Raw genomic sequence first — 21,842 nt, 5'->3', positions numbered from 1 at the left:
GATCATTCCCCCTTCATTTCATTCTGCAGCTCCTGTAGTTTCATCAAAGCATCGATCGGCGTCATCTGATTGATGTCGGCGTATTTCAGTTTCTCCATCACCGGATGCAACTGTTCATTTTCGGTATCGTCAAGGGGCAGTGCGAGTTGCTGGCTTGCCACGCCTGTACCGTCTTCAAAGGCTTTAAGCAGTTCGTGCGCCCGCTTTGTAACTGCATCCGGCAGTTCTGCAAGCTTTGCTACTTGTATGCCATAACTTTTTTCGACAGCGCCTGGCTTGACCTTATGGAGAAAAATCAGTTTACCGTCATATTCAGTTGCTTTTACATGGACATTCTTCAAATGTTCAAGCTCACCGCTGAGCCGGGTCATTTCGTGGTAATGCGTTGAAAACAGTGTTTTTGCACCAATGTTGTCATGGATATATTCAAGCATGGCCTGCGCCAATGACATACCGTCATAAGTCGATGTTCCACGGCCGATTTCATCAAATATCAAGAGACTGTTTTCTGTCGCATTAAGCAACGCTTCATTAGCCTCCATCATCTCAATCATGAATGTTGATTTGCCACTCGCCAGATCATCGCTCGCACCGATGCGTGTGAATATCTGATCGAAGATCGGCAATATTGCAGATTGTGCAGGCACATACATTCCGATTTGAGCCATTATGCTGATGATTGCGGTCTGACGCATATAAGTACTTTTGCCGGACATGTTGGGTCCGGTAATAAGGTAGATGAAAGTTTCATCATCCATATCGAGCGAGTTCGGCACGTAGGTGTTCTCACCGATCACCTTTTCTACGACCGGGTGACGTCCTTCCTTGACGCTGAGTTCACCATCGCTGAACGCCGGACGGACAAGCCTGTAGTCATTTGAAACAGTGGCGAAGGACACAAGGCAGTCGAGAGTACTGATTAATTCGGCCGTATACTGCAGCCGTCCGATGAACTGTTCCATATGCGTTCTCAGTGCAATGAACAAGTCATATTCCAGTATGATGCTCTCATCATGCGCACTCAGAAGCTTTGATTCCATATCCTTCAGTTCCGGAGTGATGAATCGTTCAGCATTCGCCAGCGTCTGTTTTCGCTGGTAATCGAATGCTTCGGCATCGAAGTCGACTGCACTGCCCTTGGATATTTCAATGTAGTAGCCAAAAACCTTGTTGAATCCCACCTTGAGTGTTTTGATGCCTGTCTTTTCCCGCTCGCCTGCAATGTAGTCATCGAGCCACTTTCTACCGTTGGTGGCGATATAGCGATATTCATCCAATTGTGCATCATATCCCGTTTTGAATATGCCACCTTCTCTTATGGTTTTAGGTGGTGTATCCGACAGGCTTTCTTCCAGCACCTTGTGGACATCATCCAACACATCAAAATCCTTGAATAACGGCGAAGTGGATAGTCCTGTTTTCTCAAGTGCATCGGCTATACGGGGCAGGCCTTCTAGCGAATCCTTCAACTGGACCAGGTCTTTTGCATCGATGTTGCCGAAACTCAGTCTTCCGACCAGCCTTTCAATGTCATATACGTTATTCAGTAATTCCCGGATATCTTCCCTCTCAAGAAAGCTTTCAAGCAGCACGGCAACAGTGTCCTGCCGTTCCCTGATGAGTTCTTCTGACAACAGAGGCCTTTCGATCCATTTGCGGAGCTTGCGCTTCCCCATAGGTGTTTCGGTACGGTTCAAATACCAAAACAGGGAACCTTTCACTTTTCTCGTTTGTAGGCTTTCAAGAAGTTCGAGGTTGGCGATGGCGGCATAATTCAGCTGCATCGTCTCGTTGATGCGGTGCTTTTTGACCTGCCTGAAGTGCTTCAACTCTTTCATGTTGTGTGCATTAATGTAGGATATGAGAAGATCAAGTGTCTCCTTCTCCGCTTCACTTATACCTTCATCGCAGTTCAGGCTGAAATGCCCGTTTGCCTTATACGGCGTATTGATTGGAGGATCACGGTAAATTTCTGATAAAACGCCTGTTATCTGTTCTTCCACAACGATTTCCCGTGGATTGATGCGCTCAATCTCACTTTTTAAAAGGGCGAGTTGGGCCGTTGTGAACGCTTGTATCTCACCGGTCGATATATCGGAGTAGGCGACAGTGAATGCTCCTTCAGCTTCCCCGATCGCCAGTATGTAGTTACTCCGTCCATCATCCATGCCAAAGTCATCTATCAGAGTACCCGGTGTAATGATGCGTACTACTTCACGCTTGACCATGCCCTTTGTTTTTTTAGGGTCTTCCATCTGTTCGCATATCGCAACTTTGTAGCCTTGATTGATGAGGCGTTCAATATAGCCATCAGCCGAATGATATGGGACCCCGCACATCGGTATCGGATCTTTCTTCTTATCCCTTGAAGTCAATGTAATCTCCAGCACCTTACTTGCCGTGATTGCATCTTCATAGAAAAGCTCATAGAAATCGCCGAGTCTGTAGAAAAGCAGTGTATCGGGATGTTCATCTTTTATATTCAAATATTGTTGCATCATAGGTGTAACTGTAGACATTTAAACACTTCCATTATCGATTTAAATATAACTGCATTATATCATGTGTCGCTTTCATTGTTTAACCTTACCGACTGTTCTTGCATCAACGGCGCTCCCACTATATCCATACACATAAAGCGAAAAAGAAGCTGCATACCCCAAAAGGATATGCAGCTTCTCGAATGTCTAGTCTTTTTTCTGGTTCGGCATGTTTTCCATTGCCGCGCCCGTTTCACCTTGGAGAAGATCCCCACCGGTTGAGGTGATTATATCGTTTGTTACAGTCTGGCTGATTGCGTGTGAGACCATCTGAAGGAGTTCATTCACTTGTCCTTGGGACTCCTTGAACTGATCGACAATCGGCATTTCATCCAGCTCGGCTTCGATCTTTTTGATCTTCTCCTCAGTCATCTGATAGGCCCGTTCCTTACCGTAGTTCTGGAAATTGACCGCCTGCTTCTGCAGACTCTTCAAACTGGCCATCTTTTCGCGCACTTCTTTATTTTCATGGATTTTGGCTTCGGCTTTTTTGAAAAACTCCACCTGATCGGTTTGAGCGATCATCTTGCCAAGATCTTTCGCTTCATTTACAATATCGTCCTTCGTATACATTCGACTGCCACCTTTTCATATTTTGCATCCGGCTTTCATTTATAGCAGATGATATTTTACGGATTATTAAAATCTCCTATCAGTATATATCTTTTATCACTATATTTCAAAGCGATTCTTTCATTATCTTGCATCGGATGTACCAAAAGGCGTTATCCACTGTCCTGAATAGTAAGATGCAATGACACCTACAGCAATGAGTGCTATAAAACAGACGTCATATCCGGAAAATCTAGTTTGCCGGTAATAGGTCCGCACCCCATCATCGAATCCTTTCGATTCCATCGCCACCGAAAGACGATGTGCCCGTCTGATGCTCTGGCTGAGCAATATCACCACCGTGCTCGTGAATCCTCTGAGTCCCCCTATATACTTTCGGCTGATCAATGAACGGCGTACTTTGCGCGCCCTCCTCAAAGTGATGAACTCCTCGACTATAACAGGCATCATACGAATCGATGCCATAAATGAATAGGCGTACTGCGGCTTTACTTTCCCCTGTTGCATCATGCTGTAGAATACATCAGTCAACCTGGTAGTAAAAATGATGAGCGAACCGAAAAATGACAGCGTCAGACCGCGCATCGTTATGTGAAGTCCTCTCACTACGCTTTCCTCAGTGATGTGCACAAGACCAAATTCAAATAGGGTCGTGTCACCTTCACCGTATAAAACCATATATGCGCTGGAAATAAGCCCTGTTAAAATGGTTACGGCAATCAACAATGCTTGATACTTGAGTTCAATTCCGCTCATGACTAAAAATAATAAAAGCATCCAAAGCGACAGATGGAATAGATGATTGGGATCATGTATTAATACCACAGTTCCAAATAGACAGATGGCCACTGCTATTTTTGTGAGCGGGTTGGTCCCATCTATAAATGTAGAATAGCGTTTTATCGATTCAAACACCGCTACCCACCTCTTTCATTATACCGTCATGGATCTGGAGACGCCGCGAGGGATAGCGTTCTTTTATTTCTTTATCGTGGGTGATCATGATAATCGTCGTACCACCTTCAACCAGCTCATGCATCAGTTCGAGCAGTTTGAACGTATGGCGCGCATCCAATCCGAATGTCGGTTCGTCCAAAAAAATGATCTGCGGGATTCCGCCGAGGGCCGTTGCGACACTTAACCGCCTCTTTTGTCCTGTTGATATTTCAAGCGGGTGCAGCCTTTTGATATGGGAGAGGCCCATCCTTGAAAGGACCTCCCCCGTCTTCCTTTCAGCTTCCGCCTCATCATAGTGCATTTCCAGGTTGATGAGCACTTCGCCAAAGACGCTATTGGTGATGAATTGGAGCTCGGGGTTCTGAAAAACCGGATAGAGTGCCCCTTGGAATTGTTTGGTCTTCCGTATCCGCCGACCTTCGAATATGATTTCACCCCGTGTTTGCATCAGTTTCATGACAGCCATCATGAAACTTGATTTGCCACTTCCATTCTTTCCTTCCAGTGTGATCCACTGCCCTTTTGATATATGCAGATCATCCACATTAAGCAGCTCGTCTCCTGCTCTGTTTATTGAAAGACCTTTGATCTGCAGAAGCGGCATGCCATTACCCGTGCTTTTGGCGAACCGGGGCGCGTTCTGCCAAGAATGGGGATGCCATACCCCTAGAGCGTCCAATGCTTCCCTATTGTCATTTAACATATCATCCGGGGTGGCGGAGGCGGCGATACAGCCTTCATCATTCAACAAAATAATCCGATCCACTCTAAACCACACGTGTTCAACCCTGTGTTCGACAATTACTACAGTACGCTCTTCCCACACTTCCTGTATCGTCTCCCATAAAGAACAGGCAGTATTTTCATCCAACATGCTTGTCGGCTCGTCGAAAAAGAAAGTATCGGCTTTCTGGAGCAATGCAGAAGCAATCGAAAGTTTTTGCTTCATGCCGCCCGATAAGCTGCTGATTTGAGCATCAAGAGGTTTTTCCAACCCCACCGCCTCTAATACGGATAAGGCATTCGAGGTCATATCGCAGACAGGCACTTGATTATTCTCCATTATGAAAGCAAGTTCTTCACCGATTGTAGGCATGGTGAACTGAGAATCAGGGTCTTGAAAGACCACAGCACCCTCACCAAGCAAATCCATATGGTCCGCTTCCAGCAGTGCATCAATGACGCGTGGCATGAGGCCACTCAGTATATTCAATAAAGTACTTTTGCCGGAACCACTCGGTCCTACTATCAGAACTTTTTCACCTTCTTTTATCTGCAGGTTCATGTCCGTAAACAATGGGGCATTGGCGCCCCGAAACTGCAATGCCATATTCACCACTTCCATACCATCTATGCCCCCCTTTCTGTTTCCTTATACTGACCGAGCAGTTTAAGGAAACCTGTCTCAAGCAATGCTCTATAGAGGATATGTGCAAGCCACCCTGCGACCACTGCCCCACTTAATATCCTGAAGCCAACCATCAGAATCAGGTTCCATGTTTCGAGATGGGCAAGGTAACCATAGTACCAATCCAAAGGCAGTGTAGAGAGCGCCGCTGCTGTCCCTGCTGATACAGCTACCATCAACGCTGTACTTTTATATCGTACAATGGCAAAAACAAGTTCACAGGCCAACCCTTGGATAAGTCCATAGATAATAAGCATGACATCGAACTGCAGCAGGACTATGGTTTCAGCCGAGGCTGCTGCAAATTCCGCAATCAATGCAACCCCCGGTTTCCTGATGATGAGATATACGATGACCGGCGCGATGAACCACATGCCATAGACCAATTCATTTAGATGGATGCCGAGAGGTTTCAAAGCTGTGTAGAATGCCCCCCAAACTGAGTAGATGACTGCAAACACGAGTGAAACGACGACGGTCACCAAAACGTCTGTCAATGTTAAAGATTTTCTTCATTTTAATACCCTCCTGAAATCATTAGAGAATAAAAAAAGCACACCACTAATGTAGTGGTGTGCATATTATAATTTTATGTAATATGCCACTTCCCTACGCTAGTATGATCTAGATCAGGTGATAAGGGTAATTCTCAGTCCAAAAGGACACCCCTAGTGGTGTGCTGTTATTCAATTAACTCCATGATAGCGTATTCTCAGACTTTTGTAAAATCAGTTATTGTCCGCAATCATTTGATGATATTTACCACCCGCTTTAAGCAGTTCTTCTTCACTGCCGCTTTCAACGAGTTCACCGAGTTCCATGACGAATATACGGTCCACGGCTTTGATTGTATTCAATCTATGCGCGATGATGATGCTTGTACGGTCCTTCATCAATCGTTCAAGCGCCTCCTGGATCTTCAGTTCCGTAACCGTGTCTATGCTGCTCGTCGCCTCATCAAGCAACAGTATCGCCGGATCAGTTATCAGTGCTCTCGCTATGGAAATGAGTTGTTTCTGTCCTTGTGAGACGAAGCCCTCATCAGCCTCGAGCACAGTATCATAGCCATTCTCAAGCTCTATGATGAACTCATGGGCATTAGCCAATTTTGCCGCTTCAATGACCTCATCATCTGTCGCATCCAATTTACCATATCGTATATTTTCGCGGATCGTCGCCTCGAACAGGTATGGATCCTGAAGCACAAAAGCTGTCTGTGAACGCACTGCTGTACGTTTATAATCCAATATGTTCCGGTCATCGATACGGATTTCACCTTTGTCCGTCTCGTAGAAACGGGCAAGCAGCTGCATTACCGTCGTCTTGCCTGCACCAGTTGAACCTATGAGCGCGACCGATTCACCGGCATCGATCTTGAAGCTCAGATGATTGATCGTTGGCTTCTCTTGATCAGCATCATAAGAGAATGAGACGTCGTCAAATTCTATTTCTCCGCGGATCGTCACATCCTCAAGATGCCCTCTATCTGTTTCAGTTTCAGAATCGATGATCCCAAAAACCCGCTCTGCTCCGGCAAGAGCCGACAGCACTTGGTTAAACTGATTCGAAAGGTCAGCCAGAGGCCGTGTGAATTGGCGGGCATATTCAGCAAAGACCACAATCGTCCCGATGGTCACAAGCCCATCTGTATAGAACACGAGCAGGCCACCGGCCCCGGCAACAATCGTAAAGCTGACATTATTCAGCATGTTCATGATCTTTGGAATCAAACCTGCATAGAGGAAGGCCCAAAAAGTGATTTCCCTTAAGTTCGCAGCCTTCTCGCTGAAATTGCGTATGGCCGTTTCTTCTTGGGAGAATACTTTAACGATTTCCTGACCGGATACCATCTCTTCGATATAACCATTCATTTCACCCGTGGCCCTCTGCCTTTTTTTATAAAGCGGCCCCGTCCGCTTTGTGATGAATGCCACTGCCACAATCAATATCGGTATGATCGTGACCGTCAATAACGTCAACAGTGGACTGAGATAAAGCATTACACTGATTGTACCAATCAAAGTCACGACACTTGTCGTAAACTGGATAAATGAAGTGTTCAACGTCTGGGAAATAGTTTCGATGTCGTTTGTCATCCGGCTCATCAGCTCGCCATGCTGCCTCTTATCAAAAAATCTTACGGGGAGCTTCTGCATGTGCGAAAACAGCCGCGAGCGCAGTTTGTATATCGTCCTCTGAGACAAGCCCACCATGAAGAAAGCCGCTGTGTACTGTATGGAGGAGAGCAGTATATAGATGACAAGGAGAAAAATCAATATGCGGCCGAGCCCGTCAAACTCACGCGGTACGAAATAATTGTCTACGATATAGCCAACAAGGAACGGACCGGTAATGCTGAGCAGACTCGTCAAGGTCACCAGGAAGATGATCGAATAGAGAAGCTTACGCTCTTCCGAGATAAATTTCCAGAGCCTTTTCAAGGTGCCAGAAATATCGTTGGCACGACGCTGATCGTCTTTATTCTTCTTATTTTTGATTTCTTCCTTAGTGAGGACAGGTTCGTGTCCAAACGGTTTCTTTATGAAATCAATCATCCAATTGCCCTCCTTCCGTCTGTGATTCCACTATTGAACGGTACAAGTCGGACTGCTGCAGCAGTTCTTCGTGCGAACCGAGCGCATTGATCTTCCCGCCCTCAAGCAGCAGAATACGATCTGCCATCTTAGCGGTGACTATCTTCTGCGTCACGATGATCTGGGTGGTTTCTTCTTCCCTGATCGCTTCCCAAAGGGCAGATTCCGTTCTTATATCAAGCGCTGAAGTGCTGTCATCCAATATAAGTATCCCTGGCTTCCTGACAAGTGCACGCGCTATCGACAGCCGCTGCTTCTGTCCACCAGACAATGTTACGCCCCTTTGTCCGACTCTTGTATCATAACGATGATCGAACGATTCGATGGAATTATGGATCTGGGCTTTTTGGGTTGATGTGAAGATATCGGATTCCAATGCTTCCAAGTCACCCCACAGCAGATTCTCGAATATACTTCCCGAGAAGAGCACCGCTGATTGTGGGACATATCCGATGGCCTGTCTTAGGTCTTCTTCATTCCATTCTTTGATGTCCCGTCCGTTGATGTAGATGTTACCTTCCTCTGTCTCATACATTTTAGGTATCAGGCTGAGCAGCGTGCTTTTTCCTGAGCCGGTCCCGCCCATGATGATAAATTTCTCTTTTTCACGGACTTCAAAACTGATATCGCGCAACACGTAGCGGGAAGAACCTGGGTATTTGAAAGAGACTCCTTCGAATTTAACCGACCCTGCCTGGTTTTCTTTAACGATCTCTGCATTATCATTTATGCTGATTGGGGATTTCAGCACTTCTTCCATGCGGTCGCTCGAAGCTTTGGAGCGGCTGAAGGCGATGATGATGAATGCAAACATTGAAAATCCGCCTTGCATCCTTAATGCATAGTTTACTACGGCCACCACTTCACCCACTTGGATGGTATTGTTCTGCAAAAGATCTGAGGCCATCCAAAGTACGACTAGCAGACTGCCGTTGATGATGAGGAGGAGCACTGGCATGATGGATTCCATCAATCTCAGGGCATATATGGTATCGTCGCGCAGGCGCCCTGCCACTTTGCTGAATTTGCTGATCTCAAAATCGGCACGGTCGTTTGCCTTGATCAGCCTTACAGCTTCTAGATTCTGCTGGATGAACCGGTTTATCTTATCCAGCCGTTTTTGGACCCTTAAGAATATCTGTCCACCTTTTCTCGCTGTAAAAATCAAGAAGATAAGAAGGAGAGGTGTAAGAAAGGAGAGATAGAATCCAAGCGTCGGGTTGACGACAAAAGACATGATGAGGGAACCGACAACAAGCAATGGTGCCTTGATGATCACCCTCAATGACATATACAGCAGCATCTCAGACTGCAATACATCCTGGGTCATACGCGTAATGAGGCTCGAGGTTGGAAATTTGGACAATGTCGCCAGTGTAAAATATTGGACCCGTCGAAAAAGTGCTGTGCGCAGGTCATAGCTGAAACTGTTTGCCACATGACTTGCAAAGAGGGAGTTCATTATCCCGCTTATAAACGCCACCATACTGATGGCGAACATGACGATCAGGTAGAACCACACAGTGTCGATGCTTTCTGCCACAATCCCATCATCTATGACCTTGGATATCAGATAGGGTTGAGTGAGTTCAACCGTCAACTCTATCAGCATAAAGAAGAGGGCAATGGCCATGAACCACTTATATTTCAATGCGAATTTATAGACTGTCAGCAATTTCTTCCACCCTTTTTTCTTTCGATTACCGAAGTATTATAGTAATTATGACATAATTCAATCTATTTTGACAGTCTAAATAAAAATGCATTCGAAGCACATCTGCTTCGAATGCATCAACTTATCGGAATGCCGCCATCAGCTCATCGAATGTTTCATCTTCAAGCGTCATATCCCTTTTGACAAGAGGCTGATCGAGATAGCCTTCTATGTTTTCCTGATAGGATTTTGATTCCGCGTCATGGTAGATGATCCCTTTAAGAAGGCCATTATTCGCCATGACATGCTGCATTGCATTTTCTGCGTCCGTATGATCGTAATCATCCAAATCTTCTACAGCCACCAGGTTCTCTTTGAACCAATCATAAGTGTTCACCTTATTGTATGTGACACACGGGCTGAATACGTTGACGAAGCTGAATCCTTTGTGGTCCATTGCCTGCTGGATGATGGCAGTCAGCTGTTTGATGTCTGAGCTGACGCTCTGTGCCACAAATGTCGCACCGCTGGCCATGGCAGTCCGTATCGGCTGGATCGGATCTTCCTTCGAGCCGTCCGGCGTCGTCTTCGTAACGAAACCTTTGCCGGAAGAAGGCGATGTCTGCCCTTTAGTCAGACCGTAGACCTGATTATCCATGACGATGTATGTGATATCGATATTGCGTTTCAATGCATGCACAGTGTGGCCCATGCCGATGGCAAAACCATCACCGTCACCGCCGGCAGCAATCACCGTCAGTTCATCATTCGCCATTTTGACACCTTGTGCTACAGGCAGACTGCGTCCATGGGTTGCGTGGAAACCATAGGACTTGATATATCCGCTCAAACGTCCACTACATCCTATCCCTGTTATGACAGCAAGTTCATCAGGTTCAAGTCCGTTGGCCGCACACGCTTTCTGGATGGCTGCCTGGACACTGAAATCTCCGCATCCTGGACACCAGTTTGGTTTGATATTATTTCTAAAATCTTTAAATGTCGCCATTACATAACTTCCTTTATTTTCAGAATCGAATTGATATGTGCTTCAATCTCATCAGGCTTAAAAGGGGTCCCATCATATTTTACATGGGAATTCATACGGTCATGGCCATAATAGTTCATCTTCAGGATACTATGGAGTTGACCACTATAGTTGTGCTCAATCACGAGAATATCTTTCGCCCCATCAAGATAAGGCTTGAGGAGTTTCGCTGGGAATGGATGAATCTGCTTCAGGCTGATGGTGGTGATGTCTGCATCTATCCTCTCGGCAGCTTCATTGACCACGCCGTTGACGCTCAGAATGCTGATTATGAGCAGGTCGCTTTCGATTCCACCGTGCACTTTGAATGGTTCATCCATTGTAAAGTCTTTCAGCTTCCTCATTCGCTTGTCCATTTGGGTCATGCGGTTCTCTGCACCCTCGTTAGGTGTCCCGACCGTACTGTGTTCTACACCGGTGACATGGTGGATACCGCCTTTGACGCCTGGTATCGGACGCGGCGAAATGCCGTCCTCCTCATCACTGTAGCGCTCAAAATAATCCTCATCATTATCGATTTCTTCTGTAATTGTCTTGCCCCTGTTTATTTCGACACGGGACTGGTCAAATGGCCGTGAAGACTGTTTGCCGAGGGACATCTGAAGGTCGGAAAGCAGTATGACCGGCACCTGATAATATTCAGCCAGGTTGAATGCTTCCATCGTCGTATAGAACGCATCTTCCACGTCGGACGGAGCCAGTACGATTTTGGGGATGTCTCCGTGCGTGCCATATATCATCTGCATCAGGTCTGACTGCTCCTGCTTCGTCGGAAGACCGGTCGACGGCCCCCCGCGCATCGTGTCAACTATGACGAGTGGCGTTTCAGTCATACCCGATAGGCCGATTGATTCCATCATCAGCGACAGGCCCGGTCCAGCTGAAGAAGTGAAACTTCTCGCGCCGGCATAGTTTGAACCAATCGCCATAGTCACTGCTGAAATCTCATCTTCAGTCTGGATTACGGTACCGCCGAGTTTCGGGAGGTTGTCTATCATATATTCCATGATTTCACTCGCTGGAGTGATCGGGTAGGCAGCCATGAAACGCACGCCGGCATTGAGTGCGCCAAAACTGATGGCATCATTGCCGATCAGGAAAAGCTGACTTTCGCCATCTGTAGGCTCCAGTTCAAAATCTCCGTCAATGTCAGGCATCTGCTCATCCATCAAGTTGTATCCGGCCAATATTGCCTGATTATTGCTTTCTACAATCTGTTCGCCCTTACGGATGAACATTGTATAGATCATATCTTTGAATGGCTGCAGCTCAAGATTCATCAGGCGCGCACTTGCACCCACCGCCACCATGTTCTTCATCAGCTGACTGCCAAGCTTCTTGGCAGTGGCTGTAAATGGAATTGATATGAGTTGGATATCCAAATCCTCTTCCTTTTTTGGATCGAACTTGCTGTCTGCAAGCACAATCCCGCCCTGAACGAGTTCATGACTGTTCAAATCTATGGTCTGCTGGTCGAAGGCGACCAGTATATTCGTATGGTCGCTCACTGCTCGAACTTCTTTAGTCGATATTCTCACATTATTATTTGTATGGCCGCCTTTTATACGGCTTGAAAAATGTCTGTAGCTATATAGATGGTATCCCATCCTGTTTAGGGTTGTTGAAAAGATCTCTCCGGTCGACTCGATGCCCTCACCTTGCTGCCCGCCGACTTTCCATGACAATTGCTCTTTCATAAACATTGCCTCCTTGTCCTTATGCTAATATACCAAAATACGGCATGTTTTTCGATCTTCATGATGGTTATGCGATGAAAATCAGTCTATCGGATGAGCCTATTCCTCAATACGTATCTTACTGATTTTATTCATCTTCGTATCAATGATGACACCGGATAGTATCCCCGCCCCTTCTTCAGGGACGTTATGCCTGACGGGCATTTGATGGATGAACCGTTCGATGACTTCTTCTTTGCGTATCCCGAGGATTCCGTCTTTGAAACCAGTCATCCCGACATCGGTAATATATTTCGTACCCTGCGGCAATACTTGTTCATCATTTGTCTGTACATGCGTGTGGGTGCCGACTACAGCACCTACCCTGCCGTCCAGGTAATGTCCCATGGCGAGGCTCTCACTTGTCGTCTCACTATGGAAATCGACGAATATCTCATCCGCTTCCGAATGTTTCAGTATTTCATCCGCCTTTTTGAATGGACAGTCTATCGGATCCATGAAGCTTCTGGCCTGGAGATTGATGATCTGAAGCATCTTACCGTTCACGTTGATGACTCCGTGTCCTTTGCCCGGGGCACCTTCCGGAAAGTTTGCCGGACGTACCATACGCACATCACCCTCAAGAAATGGGTAGATTTCCCTTTTGGCGAATGCATGATTGCCTAAAGTAATGAAATCAGCACCCGCCGTCAATAATTCCTTATATATCTTCTCGGTAATACCTTTGCCATGCGCGGCATTTTCACCATTCACAATGGCCACTTGAGCGCCATGCTGCCTTTTTAGATCAAGCAGGTGCGCATTCAGCATCCGTCGCCCTACTTTTCCCACAATATCTCCAATGAATAGTATTCGCATTATAGATCCATCCTTTAATCCATTTTATATTTTTGGTCATGGTAATAGAAAAGACCAGCAGGCATGCCTGCTGGCCTCTTTATTTTGCATACTCGACTGCTCGCATTTCACGGACGACCGTTACTTTGATGTGTCCTGGATATTGAAGTTCTTCTTCAATCTGCTTCTTGATGTCCCGCGCTAGACGGTGTGCTTTCAAGTCATCCAATTCATCCGGTTTCACCATCACCCGGATTTCACGACCAGCTTGAATGGCGAATGTCTTTTCAACGCCCTCATAGCCTTCTGCAATCGATTCAAGCCTTTCAAGGCGTTTGACATAGTTCTCAAGTGTTTCTCTACGTGCACCCGGGCGTGCAGCACTCAGTGCATCCGCTGCAGCGACAAGGATTGAAATGATGCTTGTCGGTTCCACATCACCATGATGGGAGTGGATGGCATTGATGACTGTGTCAGGTTCCTTATAACGCTTTCCGAGCTGAACGCCAATTTCAACGTGGCTGCCGTCCATTTCGTGGTCGATGGCCTTGCCGATATCATGCAGCAGGCCGGCACGTTTGGCGAGCTGGACATCTTCTCCCAATTCGCTGGCAAGCATACCTGCAAGATAACCCACCTCAACAGAGTGCTTAAGCACATTCTGTCCATAACTGAGTCGATATTTCATCTTGCCAAGGTGCTTGATAAGCTCTGGATGGAGATTGTGGATATCCAGTTCGAATGCAGCTGCCTCACCTGCATCACGAATGCTCGTCTCCATGTTGCGTCTCGCCTTATCGACCATCTCTTCGATGCGGCCTGGATGGATCCTACCGTCCTGTACAAGGGCTTCCAATGCATTTTTGGCGATGGCCCTACGAATCGGATCGAATCCTGAGAGGATGACTGCTTCAGGCGTGTCATCGATTATGAGATCGACACCCGTCAGCGTTTCAAGCGTCCGGATGTTGCGCCCTTCACGGCCGATGATCCTGCCTTTCATTTCATCATTCGGCAGAGTTACTACTGATACTGTCGATTCGCTCGTATATTCCGCAGCGTAACGCTGGGCGGTGGATGCAAGAAGTTCTTTTGCCTTCTTATCCACATCAAGCTTCATCTCGTTCTCTTTCTCCTTGACCATGACAGCCATGTCATGTGACAGTTCACGCTCCACGTCGTCGAAAATTTCTTTGCGTGCCTCTTCACGGGTGAGCCCGGAGATGCGGGTCAGTTCTTCTTCATGTCGACTGATAATTTCTTTAATCTTCTGATCCTCGGCATCAACCATTTGCTGCTTTTCTTCAATTTTAGCTTCCTTCACTTCCAGAGCTTCGTCTTTTTTATCAAGCACTTCACTTTTTCTGTCAAGCACTTGTTCTCTATTCAAAAGCCTGGATTCTTGAGATCTGAGTTCCTCTTTCTTCTCAGTGGATTCACGTTCAAATGCATCCTTGAGATTCTGGTTCTCTTCTTTTGCCTCAAGCAACTTCTCTTTTTTGAGGTTCTCCGCCTGCTTATTCGCTTCACTGATAATATGTTCTGCGGAAACACGCGCCTCCTGCTGCTTTTTGGTCAAAATATTTTTTACAATAAAATATCCGATTACAACACCTAGAAAAATACCGAGCAAGATTAAGAAAATGTCTATCATGTCCATAATAAACACCTCTCCTACAAGCTCTATTCCTCAATTATATAATACATTGAAACAAATATTATATAGATTCAATTCTAAAGATAATCATACGAAAACGCAAGCACCAGGAATATCAATTTAGCATCCCGATACTTGCGCTCTGTGAAGGCTTGTTTTTTTATGATTCATCTTCTTCAAAAAGGGTTTCTTCTGCCGGCTCTTCGATTTCCTCTTCCTTAGCTTCGCCCCCAAAGCCAAGTGCAGAACGCAATTTCCTTTCAATCTCATCAAGGGTGGCAGGATTATTCGTAAGGTGTTCCTTGGCGTTTTCTTTACCTTGACCAAGGCGCTCCCCTTCGTAGGAATACCAAGCACCGCTTTTCTCTACAATGTCGTACTCGACACCAAGATCGATCATCTCGCCTGTTTTTGAAATGCCTTTACCATACATTATATCGACTTCTGCAACACGGAAAGGAGGTGCGACCTTGTTTTTCACAACTTTGATCTTAGTGCGGTTACCTACAATCTCCTGACCAAGCTTCAGCTGTTCGGCACGCCTTACTTCCAGACGGACAGAACTGTAGAATTTAAGTGCCCGGCCGCCTGATGTCGTTTCAGGATTACCGAACATGACACCGACTTTTTCACGGATCTGGTTGATGAACATCGCTGTGGTATTACTTTTCGAAATGGCGCCGGAGAGTTTTCTCAGCGCCTGGGACATCAGGCGCGCCTGCAGTCCCACGTGCGCGTCACCCATCTCGCCTTCAATTTCAGCTTTAGGCGTCAACGCCGCAACCGAGTCGACGACTACTATGTCAACAGCGCCACTTCTGACGAATGCCTCCGTTATTTCAAGGGCCTGTTCCCCCGTGTCCGGTTGTGATAGATACAAGTTTTCTATATCGACTCCGAGATTTTGGGCGTAGTCAGGATCCAAGGCGTGTTCAGCATCTATAAATGCTGCAATGCCGCCATTTTTTTGAGCTTCTGCAATGGCATGGAGTGCCACTGTAGTTTTACCGGAAGATTCCGGACCATAGATTTCTATGATTCTTCCTTTCGGGTAGCCACCTACACCAAGTGCTTTATCCAGTGTGATGGAACCTGAGGAAACCGTTGACACTTTGCGTCCCGCATCGTCCCCAAGTTTCATGACCGCGCCTTTGCCGAATGACTTTTCCATATTTTTTATCACTGTATCTATCGCTTTTTGTCTCTCGTCCATAATTACCCTCCATTAATTCATTTCATAATATATTATAACATAATCCACGAATCCATGCGAACATATATTCGTATGTGAGTCATCGGATTCTGCACAAATATCCCCGGTATATTGAGTATTGTAGATTCATCTGCTCAGATTGCTGATAACAGTCTACAAGGGCTGCAGCCATCATTTTTCATTGCCACTGAATACCGCACGGCCTTTGTAGAAATACTCGACGCCAGACAGGATGGTGAAGAAGACGGCGATGTACATTGCTGTCATACCAAGGGAAAATGGCGTATATTCTGTAAACATATCACCAAAAAGCAACATTACAAGGGCAATCATCTGGAATACGGTCTTTATCTTACCAAGTTGCCCCGCTGCACTTACATAACCCTGCTCTATCTGAAGCAGTCTTAGGCCGGTTACAGCGAACTCTCTTGCTATTATGATGACTGCGATCCACGAAGATATCACTTGCAGCTCTACCAGGACGATCAATCCTGTAGTAACGAGCAATTTATCTGCTAATGGATCAAGGAATTTCCCCATATTGGTGATCAGGTTCCATTTCCTCGCAAGATAACCATCAAGAAAATCCGTCAGCGCGGCTATAACGAATATTATCGCTGCAATGAACCTGCTGAGTGAAACTTCCTCGCCGCCCAGGACCTGAATGCTGCCCCAACCGAAATCTATCAGTATGAAAATGAGGAAGATTGGGATGAGTATGACTCTGAAGACGGTGAGCTGATTGGGTATATTCATTATACTACTCCTTTATCAGATTGAATTCGTAATATACGGTGACCGCATCTCCCTGCTTAGGGTTCTGCAGACGTTCTCCATCGATTTCCACATTGAAATTCGTTGCATCGCCTAAAGTGAGATACAGCACATTGGCTTCTTCAGAGATTTCAAATTCTCCCTCGGATAATGTCTCATAGGCATAATTATTGCCTGCGTCATCCGTCAGCGTCACCCAGGATGGCGTCTCTCCAGATAGACCAATCACAAGGGGGGAAGACACTTTGATATCATAGTAGAAGGTGGCGCCATCTGAACTGTTGAAGGTATAATCGGATGTTGATTGCGCATCATCTGTTTCGTCCTCCTCTTCAGTAGCCTCCTCCGTACTTGATTCATCAACGGTATCCTTCTCTTCTTCAGAATTTTCCTCAGGCTCTTTGGATGCGGCAGTCTTTTCATCGAAATCGTAGATTGGCTTCTCTTCAAACACATCCGCCTCAGAACCAATCTGCAGTAGGACCATCCAAATTATAAACAAGCTTAGAATGATGCCAAGGAATCCGATGATTGTCCTCTTGAAATATTTATATTCCTCATCGTCAGGATGGCTTCTTCTTTTCTCATTCAGATCACCATCGTCGGGTAGGTCACTGGCGAAGCGCTCCTTTAGCTTATCATGGTCCAAGCCAACTGCATCTGCATATTGTTGAATGAGGAACTCTGCATGTCTAGGTTCTGGCAAGGCATTTAAGTCCCCCGCTTCTATAATATGGATGATATCTTTCCTGAGTCCCGACTTCTCCTGCATCTCCTTCAGGGTGATGCCTGCCTTTTCTCTTTTATCCTTTAAATAAGTACCAAGTTTCATGGCAACCTCCCTACATCCCGCCGAAGAAGCTCATATCTTCATCTTGGAACCAGTGTTGTTTCTGATGTTTTTCATAGGTTATCTCCTGATCTTCATCTTCCCTAAGCTCTATGATGTAGTCATAATCGGCAAGAGTATAATTCATGCCGTCCACAAACAGATCCGGATGCTCTATGACCTTTACAGCCGGGAAGCGCATCACTTCCCTGATGAGGCTTTTATGCTCTTCATTGGTCGATTTGTTCGTAACCGCACCATCGATGATGAAGACATTACTCTGGTCGTACTCCCCTTTAATGAGAGTTGTGCGCTCCGTCTGCTTGATCAAGGTCGAAGATAGGAAAAGCCATTTTTTCTTCGCGGTCACACTGGCTGCAACAATGGATTCCGTTTTACCGACGCGGGGCATACCTCGGACGCCGATCATTTTATGACCGTCTTCCTTAAACAGTTCGGCCAGGAAATCGACAAGTATCCCGATCTCTTCCCGTGTGAAACGGAAAATCTTCTTGTCATCTTCGGCCCTTTTGATGAAGCGGCCATGCCGTACTGCCAGACGATCCCTTACTTGAGGCTTCCTTATTTTAAGAATATTGATGTCGTCGATATACGCACTCATCAGTTCAAAACGCTTCAATTTGTTCAGCTCATCCGTGCGGATCAGCAAACCCCGTCTTTCATTCTCTACCCCATTTATGGTGTCGATGCTGATTCCGAGGTTGCCGAGTAGGGATGAGATATCCCCAAGCAGCCCTGGCCGGTTATTGATGATTTCATATTCCATATATTGTTCGATATTTCGTTCTGGGTATCTCGTCTTATTGCTGTCTGTAGAACTCATGTATACCATCCCCCGTTAACATTCATTATTTCACCGGTTACAGATTGGGCATTTTCATGCAGCAGATACTGTACAGCATGCATCACTTCTGCTGGTTTTACGTAGCAGGCCTGCGGCAGTTCTTCCAGCAGATGGTGCTGGTCGGCCTCTGAAAGTAGTGCTGTCATCGAACCTTCAACTATCCCTGGTGCCACTCCGTTCACCGTTACACCGGTTGGGGCCAATTCTTTCGCCAAAGATTTGATGAGTGCTTCCTGAGCCCCTTTCATGGAAGCATATATACTTTCATAACTGGCTCCGTGCCGCCCCCAGATGGAAGTGATGACGATGATTCTGCCTTTTTTTCTTCTGAGTTTCGGCAGCAGCACTTGTATGAAGGCGACAAGATTACGAATGGATATGTTGTACTGGGCGTCGACTTCATCGAGGGCGGTGTCCTGGACCAGGCTGAATAAGCTATACCCCGGACACCATATCAATCCATCAATGCCATCCACCCCGTTGAAGAAACCTTCAATGACCGTCTTATCCTGCGCATGGCTAAGATCAAGGAAATGGTGGGTGCTTTCATATTCCGGCTCTTTCTCTCTGGAAAAAGTGATGGTCTCTTCAGTCGACAGCTGCTCATGGAGCTTTTTGCCGATATCTCCGGTGCTGCCTACTATGACATATCTAGACATCACGTTTCAATATACACTCTACCATGTATTCGGGATCCATGACATCGATAAAGTGGGTCTCCACTTCCTGGATGGTGATTTCTTCGATTACTTCAAGCAATTTGTAGAGGTCATAGCCATCCAGGTAATATTTTGTATATTGGTTTGCGATATACTCCGGAGAATTCAAGCTGGCCAGATAATCGCCTATCACTTCCCTTTTCTGGTTCATGAGTTTCTCTTCTGTAAAGAAGCCACCCATTTTGACCGATTCGATGATATTGCGGATTTCTGCAGCAAATGCATCTGGCTCTTCAGTATTCGTAGCGAAAAGGGCATGGGAAAAATCACTTTCTTCAATGTGGCTGAAATTGAACGAATCGTCTATGAGCCCTTTATCCATAAGCTCATAATAGAAATCTGACTGTTCCCCAAAGACCATATCCAATGCGAACATCATCGACAGATCGCGCTTAAGGCGATTTTCGGTGTCGTCATCTTCCTGATGGTACTTAAAGCCGATCATTGATTTGGTTTCTTCAACATCCATCTTCAATGTGTTTTTACGCTTGACGATCTCCCTAGGCTCCAAAGGGAGCACCCTCTCAAGTTTAGGGAGTGGGTCGATCTCCCGGCGATTCTGATGCGCATCAATATAATCGATTAATCCATCTATGTCAAAATCACCGACGAGTATCATCACCATATTGGAAGGATGGTAGAATGTCTTGTGGCATAAAAAGAGATGGTCTGCGGTAATCTTACTGATTGATGCCTCAGTACCTGCTATATCGACTTTGACCGGCAAGTTGTGATACATCTGATTGAGGGTTTCAAAGTAGAGCCTGTATCCTGGATTATCCTGGTACATCTTGATCTCTTCATTGATGATGCCGACTTCCTTTTCGACTGTCTCTTCAGTGAAGTAAGGCTGCTCAACCATGTCCATGAGCAGCTTCAGATTCTGATCGAATGATTCTGTAGCACTGAAAAGATAGGACGTGCGATCATAGGAAGTGAAGGCATTAGCATTGGCACCGCATTTGGAGAATAGATTGAAGACATCACCATCCTCCTTTTCGAACATTTTATGTTCAAGGAAATGGGCAATACCGTCCGGCACTCTATACTCTTCCCCACCTACGATGAAATGATCATCCATGGAACCATATTTCGTCGTATATGTTGCAAACTTTTTGCTGTAGCCTGGTTTAGGTATGATAAATACAGTCAGGCCATTGGCACACTCGTGCTTGTAGACCTGCTCATCTATTTTCGGATAATCAATTTTGTTCATCTTCTTCACTCCTTGTAAGTACATAGACCGTGTCCAGTGCAACCCTTTTGCTGACATCGGCTATCATGGCACTATCAACCGCCGCCAGACGTTCCTCCCACGAAGAGGAGTGCTCATCCTGAAGCATGCGATTGTACTCCAACGCCAACAGGCCTTTCGGTTTATCCATCACTTCTTTTCTGTTGACCCGCATCATACGTTTCACTTCCTCTACGAATTCATCATCGAATTCTCCCTGCTGCAGAGTCTCGAGTTCTCGCAGAATGGCGGACTCGGCTTTTTTGACATTTTTAGGATCTACGCCACCCATGACGAACATATACCCGTTACGGACGTCGATTTGGGAGCTTATCTGATAGGCAAGGCTCATTTTCTCCCGTATATTCTGGAAAAGCAGTGAGGAGGCAGAACCGCCGAACATCTGATTCATGACGTTGAATGCCATCCTCTCCTGAAGATCCAGGTCTGAAACGCGGAAGCCCATGTTCAGTTTAGCCTGTTCAATCTTTTGGGCGTCCGTTTCTCTCTTTACCTGTTCAATTGTCTTGTTCGGATAAGGCTGATGCTTGAGTTCCACGAGCGCTCCGCGCTGATGGATCTTGTTAAGCTTATCTTCTATATCTTCATCTACCGCTCCGACTGCAAGAATCTTCAGTTCATCTTCAGCCATCATGCGGGCATGTTCTTCTTTGATATCTTCAAGTGTAAGGGATTCAACATCTTCAAGGACACCAAACGAAAAGTACTTGTAGTCCTCCTCTTCAAACATTAGATTGACCATGGCCTGGAAGCTTGCCTGGGCACGATTGTCCTTCATACTTTTCAGACGATTGCGGTACAGGCGTTTCTCCTTATTGAAGAAGTCCTCGTCGGACGCATCATAATTGAATGGCGACCGCAATACTTCGTTTAGGAGTTTGCACATCTCGCCGACGATATCCATATCTTCATAGATGAATTTATCGTTCACTAACTCCATTCCGATGGTTACTGTATGGTCTCTCCCTTTTCGTCCTGTGTTGGAGGTGAGATGGGCACCATAATGATGGGCGAGGTAGTTCAAGAGATCCGCTTCCTTTAAAAAAGTGTCGGTCCGCTTTATCATCATGCGGGAAAGAAGATTCCGCTTCGTCACCCGTTCACGCTCTGATATGCTTCTGAAGACCAGTTGGATGGTGATGGTCTTGAATTTGTCGGTTTCTACGATTACTGATGGCACATTATTCAATAGATTCTTATTCACTGTATACATGGAAAACTC

Annotated in this window: 18 protein-coding genes and 1 riboswitch; all 18 genes read right to left on the bottom strand. The window is 46.0% G+C overall.

The genetic code is table 11. The annotated features are described in order from the left end of the window. Positions 1–2: 2 nt before the first annotated feature. The 18 genes from mutS to yfmF all read right to left on the bottom strand — a co-directional run bounded on the left by mutS (position 3) and on the right by yfmF (position 21,833). Positions 3–2,519, bottom strand: coding sequence for a DNA mismatch repair protein MutS (gene mutS, locus ACZ43I_RS04465; protein WP_344701464.1), 2,517 nt, complete (start codon positions 2,517–2,519; stop codon positions 3–5). A 168-nt stretch (positions 2,520–2,687) separates the two neighbouring features. Then, positions 2,688–3,113, bottom strand: a complete 426-nt coding sequence (locus ACZ43I_RS04460) for a YlbF/YmcA family competence regulator (protein ID WP_344701462.1) — start codon at positions 3,111–3,113, stop codon at positions 2,688–2,690. A 123-nt stretch (positions 3,114–3,236) separates the two neighbouring features. Then, positions 3,237–4,028 (bottom strand): energy-coupling factor transporter transmembrane component T family protein, encoded by a 792-nt coding sequence (locus ACZ43I_RS04455; RefSeq protein ID WP_344701460.1) that lies wholly within the window; start codon positions 4,026–4,028, stop codon positions 3,237–3,239. Then, complete coding sequence (locus tag ACZ43I_RS04450; RefSeq protein WP_344701458.1) at positions 4,021–5,415, bottom strand: ABC transporter ATP-binding protein; 1,395 nt, start codon at positions 5,413–5,415, stop codon at positions 4,021–4,023. Before ACZ43I_RS04450 ends, ACZ43I_RS04455 begins: the two co-directional genes overlap by 8 nt. Positions 5,416–5,420: 5 nt before the next feature. Beyond that, on the bottom strand, positions 5,421–5,975 hold the full coding sequence (locus tag ACZ43I_RS04445) for an ECF transporter S component (RefSeq protein ID WP_344701457.1): 555 nt from the start codon (positions 5,973–5,975) through the stop codon (positions 5,421–5,423). Between the two features lie 92 nt (positions 5,976–6,067). After that, positions 6,068–6,158: riboswitch (TPP riboswitch) on the bottom strand. A gap of 48 nt (positions 6,159–6,206) precedes the next feature. Then, positions 6,207–8,033: an ABC transporter ATP-binding protein gene (locus ACZ43I_RS04440; RefSeq protein ID WP_344701455.1), complete on the bottom strand. Its 1,827-nt coding sequence runs from the start codon at positions 8,031–8,033 to the stop codon at positions 6,207–6,209. Then, complete coding sequence (locus tag ACZ43I_RS04435) at positions 8,026–9,747, bottom strand: ABC transporter ATP-binding protein (protein WP_344701454.1); 1,722 nt, start codon at positions 9,745–9,747, stop codon at positions 8,026–8,028. Before ACZ43I_RS04435 ends, ACZ43I_RS04440 begins: the two co-directional genes overlap by 8 nt. Before the next feature lie 121 nt (positions 9,748–9,868). Beyond that, positions 9,869–10,735 (bottom strand): 2-oxoacid:ferredoxin oxidoreductase subunit beta, encoded by an 867-nt coding sequence (locus ACZ43I_RS04430; RefSeq protein ID WP_344701452.1) that lies wholly within the window; start codon positions 10,733–10,735, stop codon positions 9,869–9,871. Further along, positions 10,735–12,471 (bottom strand): 2-oxoacid:acceptor oxidoreductase subunit alpha, encoded by a 1,737-nt coding sequence (locus ACZ43I_RS04425; RefSeq protein ID WP_344701450.1) that lies wholly within the window; start codon positions 12,469–12,471, stop codon positions 10,735–10,737. The genes ACZ43I_RS04430 and ACZ43I_RS04425 overlap by 1 nt, the downstream gene beginning before the upstream one ends. A gap of 99 nt (positions 12,472–12,570) precedes the next feature. Further along, complete coding sequence (locus ACZ43I_RS04420) at positions 12,571–13,329, bottom strand: TIGR00282 family metallophosphoesterase (RefSeq protein WP_344701448.1); 759 nt, start codon at positions 13,327–13,329, stop codon at positions 12,571–12,573. Between the two features lie 79 nt (positions 13,330–13,408). Beyond that, a complete protein-coding gene (gene rny / locus ACZ43I_RS04415; RefSeq protein WP_344701446.1) occupies positions 13,409–14,968 on the bottom strand; it encodes a ribonuclease Y in 1,560 nt (519 codons plus the stop codon). 157 nt (positions 14,969–15,125) lie between these two features. Then, the gene (gene recA / locus ACZ43I_RS04410) at positions 15,126–16,178 is read right to left on the bottom strand and encodes a recombinase RecA (RefSeq protein ID WP_344701444.1); all 1,053 of its coding nucleotides are present in this window, start codon (positions 16,176–16,178) and stop codon (positions 15,126–15,128) included. Positions 16,179–16,349: 171 nt separating this feature from the next. Beyond that, complete coding sequence (gene pgsA, locus ACZ43I_RS04405) at positions 16,350–16,934, bottom strand: CDP-diacylglycerol--glycerol-3-phosphate 3-phosphatidyltransferase (RefSeq protein WP_344701442.1); 585 nt, start codon at positions 16,932–16,934, stop codon at positions 16,350–16,352. Positions 16,935–16,938: 4 nt separating this feature from the next. Continuing rightward, positions 16,939–17,784 (bottom strand): helix-turn-helix domain-containing protein, encoded by an 846-nt coding sequence (locus ACZ43I_RS04400; RefSeq protein WP_344701440.1) that lies wholly within the window; start codon positions 17,782–17,784, stop codon positions 16,939–16,941. 10 nt (positions 17,785–17,794) lie between these two features. Then, complete coding sequence (locus tag ACZ43I_RS04395) at positions 17,795–18,625, bottom strand: DUF3388 domain-containing protein (RefSeq protein ID WP_344701438.1); 831 nt, start codon at positions 18,623–18,625, stop codon at positions 17,795–17,797. Then, complete coding sequence (locus tag ACZ43I_RS04390; protein ID WP_344701515.1) at positions 18,622–19,305, bottom strand: SDR family NAD(P)-dependent oxidoreductase; 684 nt, start codon at positions 19,303–19,305, stop codon at positions 18,622–18,624. Before ACZ43I_RS04390 ends, ACZ43I_RS04395 begins: the two co-directional genes overlap by 4 nt. Then, a complete protein-coding gene (yfmH, locus tag ACZ43I_RS04385) occupies positions 19,298–20,581 on the bottom strand; it encodes an EF-P 5-aminopentanol modification-associated protein YfmH (protein ID WP_344701436.1) in 1,284 nt (427 codons plus the stop codon). The genes ACZ43I_RS04390 and yfmH overlap by 8 nt, the downstream gene beginning before the upstream one ends. Further along, the gene (gene yfmF / locus ACZ43I_RS04380) at positions 20,568–21,833 is read right to left on the bottom strand and encodes an EF-P 5-aminopentanol modification-associated protein YfmF (RefSeq protein ID WP_344701434.1); all 1,266 of its coding nucleotides are present in this window, start codon (positions 21,831–21,833) and stop codon (positions 20,568–20,570) included. Before yfmF ends, yfmH begins: the two co-directional genes overlap by 14 nt. Positions 21,834–21,842 lie beyond the last annotated feature (9 nt).

This window comes from Salinicoccus jeotgali, assembly GCF_055379195.1.
The sequence above is the reverse complement of the archived record's forward strand: the minus strand, read 5'-3'. Positions and strand labels throughout refer to the sequence as shown.

Excerpts from the sequence above, each read along its gene's own strand:
- mutS (WP_344701464.1), bottom strand. The coding sequence starts at position 2,519 with ATGTCTACAGTTACACCTATGATGCAACAATATTTGAATATAAAAGAT.
- ACZ43I_RS04460 (WP_344701462.1), bottom strand. The coding sequence starts at position 3,113 with ATGTATACGAAGGACGATATTGTAAATGAAGCGAAAGATCTTGGCAAG.
- ACZ43I_RS04450 (WP_344701458.1), bottom strand. The coding sequence starts at position 5,415 with ATGGAAGTGGTGAATATGGCATTGCAGTTTCGGGGCGCCAATGCCCCA.
- ACZ43I_RS04440 (WP_344701455.1), bottom strand. The coding sequence starts at position 8,033 with ATGATTGATTTCATAAAGAAACCGTTTGGACACGAACCTGTCCTCACT.
- ACZ43I_RS04430 (WP_344701452.1), bottom strand. The coding sequence starts at position 10,735 with ATGGCGACATTTAAAGATTTTAGAAATAATATCAAACCAAACTGGTGT.
- ACZ43I_RS04425 (WP_344701450.1), bottom strand. The coding sequence starts at position 12,471 with ATGAAAGAGCAATTGTCATGGAAAGTCGGCGGGCAGCAAGGTGAGGGC.
- ACZ43I_RS04420 (WP_344701448.1), bottom strand. The coding sequence starts at position 13,329 with ATGCGAATACTATTCATTGGAGATATTGTGGGAAAAGTAGGGCGACGG.
- rny (WP_344701446.1), bottom strand. The coding sequence starts at position 14,968 with ATGGACATGATAGACATTTTCTTAATCTTGCTCGGTATTTTTCTAGGT.
- recA (WP_344701444.1), bottom strand. The coding sequence starts at position 16,178 with ATGGACGAGAGACAAAAAGCGATAGATACAGTGATAAAAAATATGGAA.
- pgsA (WP_344701442.1), bottom strand. The coding sequence starts at position 16,934 with ATGAATATACCCAATCAGCTCACCGTCTTCAGAGTCATACTCATCCCA.
- ACZ43I_RS04400 (WP_344701440.1), bottom strand. The coding sequence starts at position 17,784 with ATGAAACTTGGTACTTATTTAAAGGATAAAAGAGAAAAGGCAGGCATC.
- ACZ43I_RS04395 (WP_344701438.1), bottom strand. The coding sequence starts at position 18,625 with ATGAGTTCTACAGACAGCAATAAGACGAGATACCCAGAACGAAATATC.
- ACZ43I_RS04390 (WP_344701515.1), bottom strand. The coding sequence starts at position 19,305 with ATGTCTAGATATGTCATAGTAGGCAGCACCGGAGATATCGGCAAAAAG.
- yfmH (WP_344701436.1), bottom strand. The coding sequence starts at position 20,581 with ATGAACAAAATTGATTATCCGAAAATAGATGAGCAGGTCTACAAGCAC.
- yfmF (WP_344701434.1), bottom strand. The coding sequence starts at position 21,833 with ATGTATACAGTGAATAAGAATCTATTGAATAATGTGCCATCAGTAATC.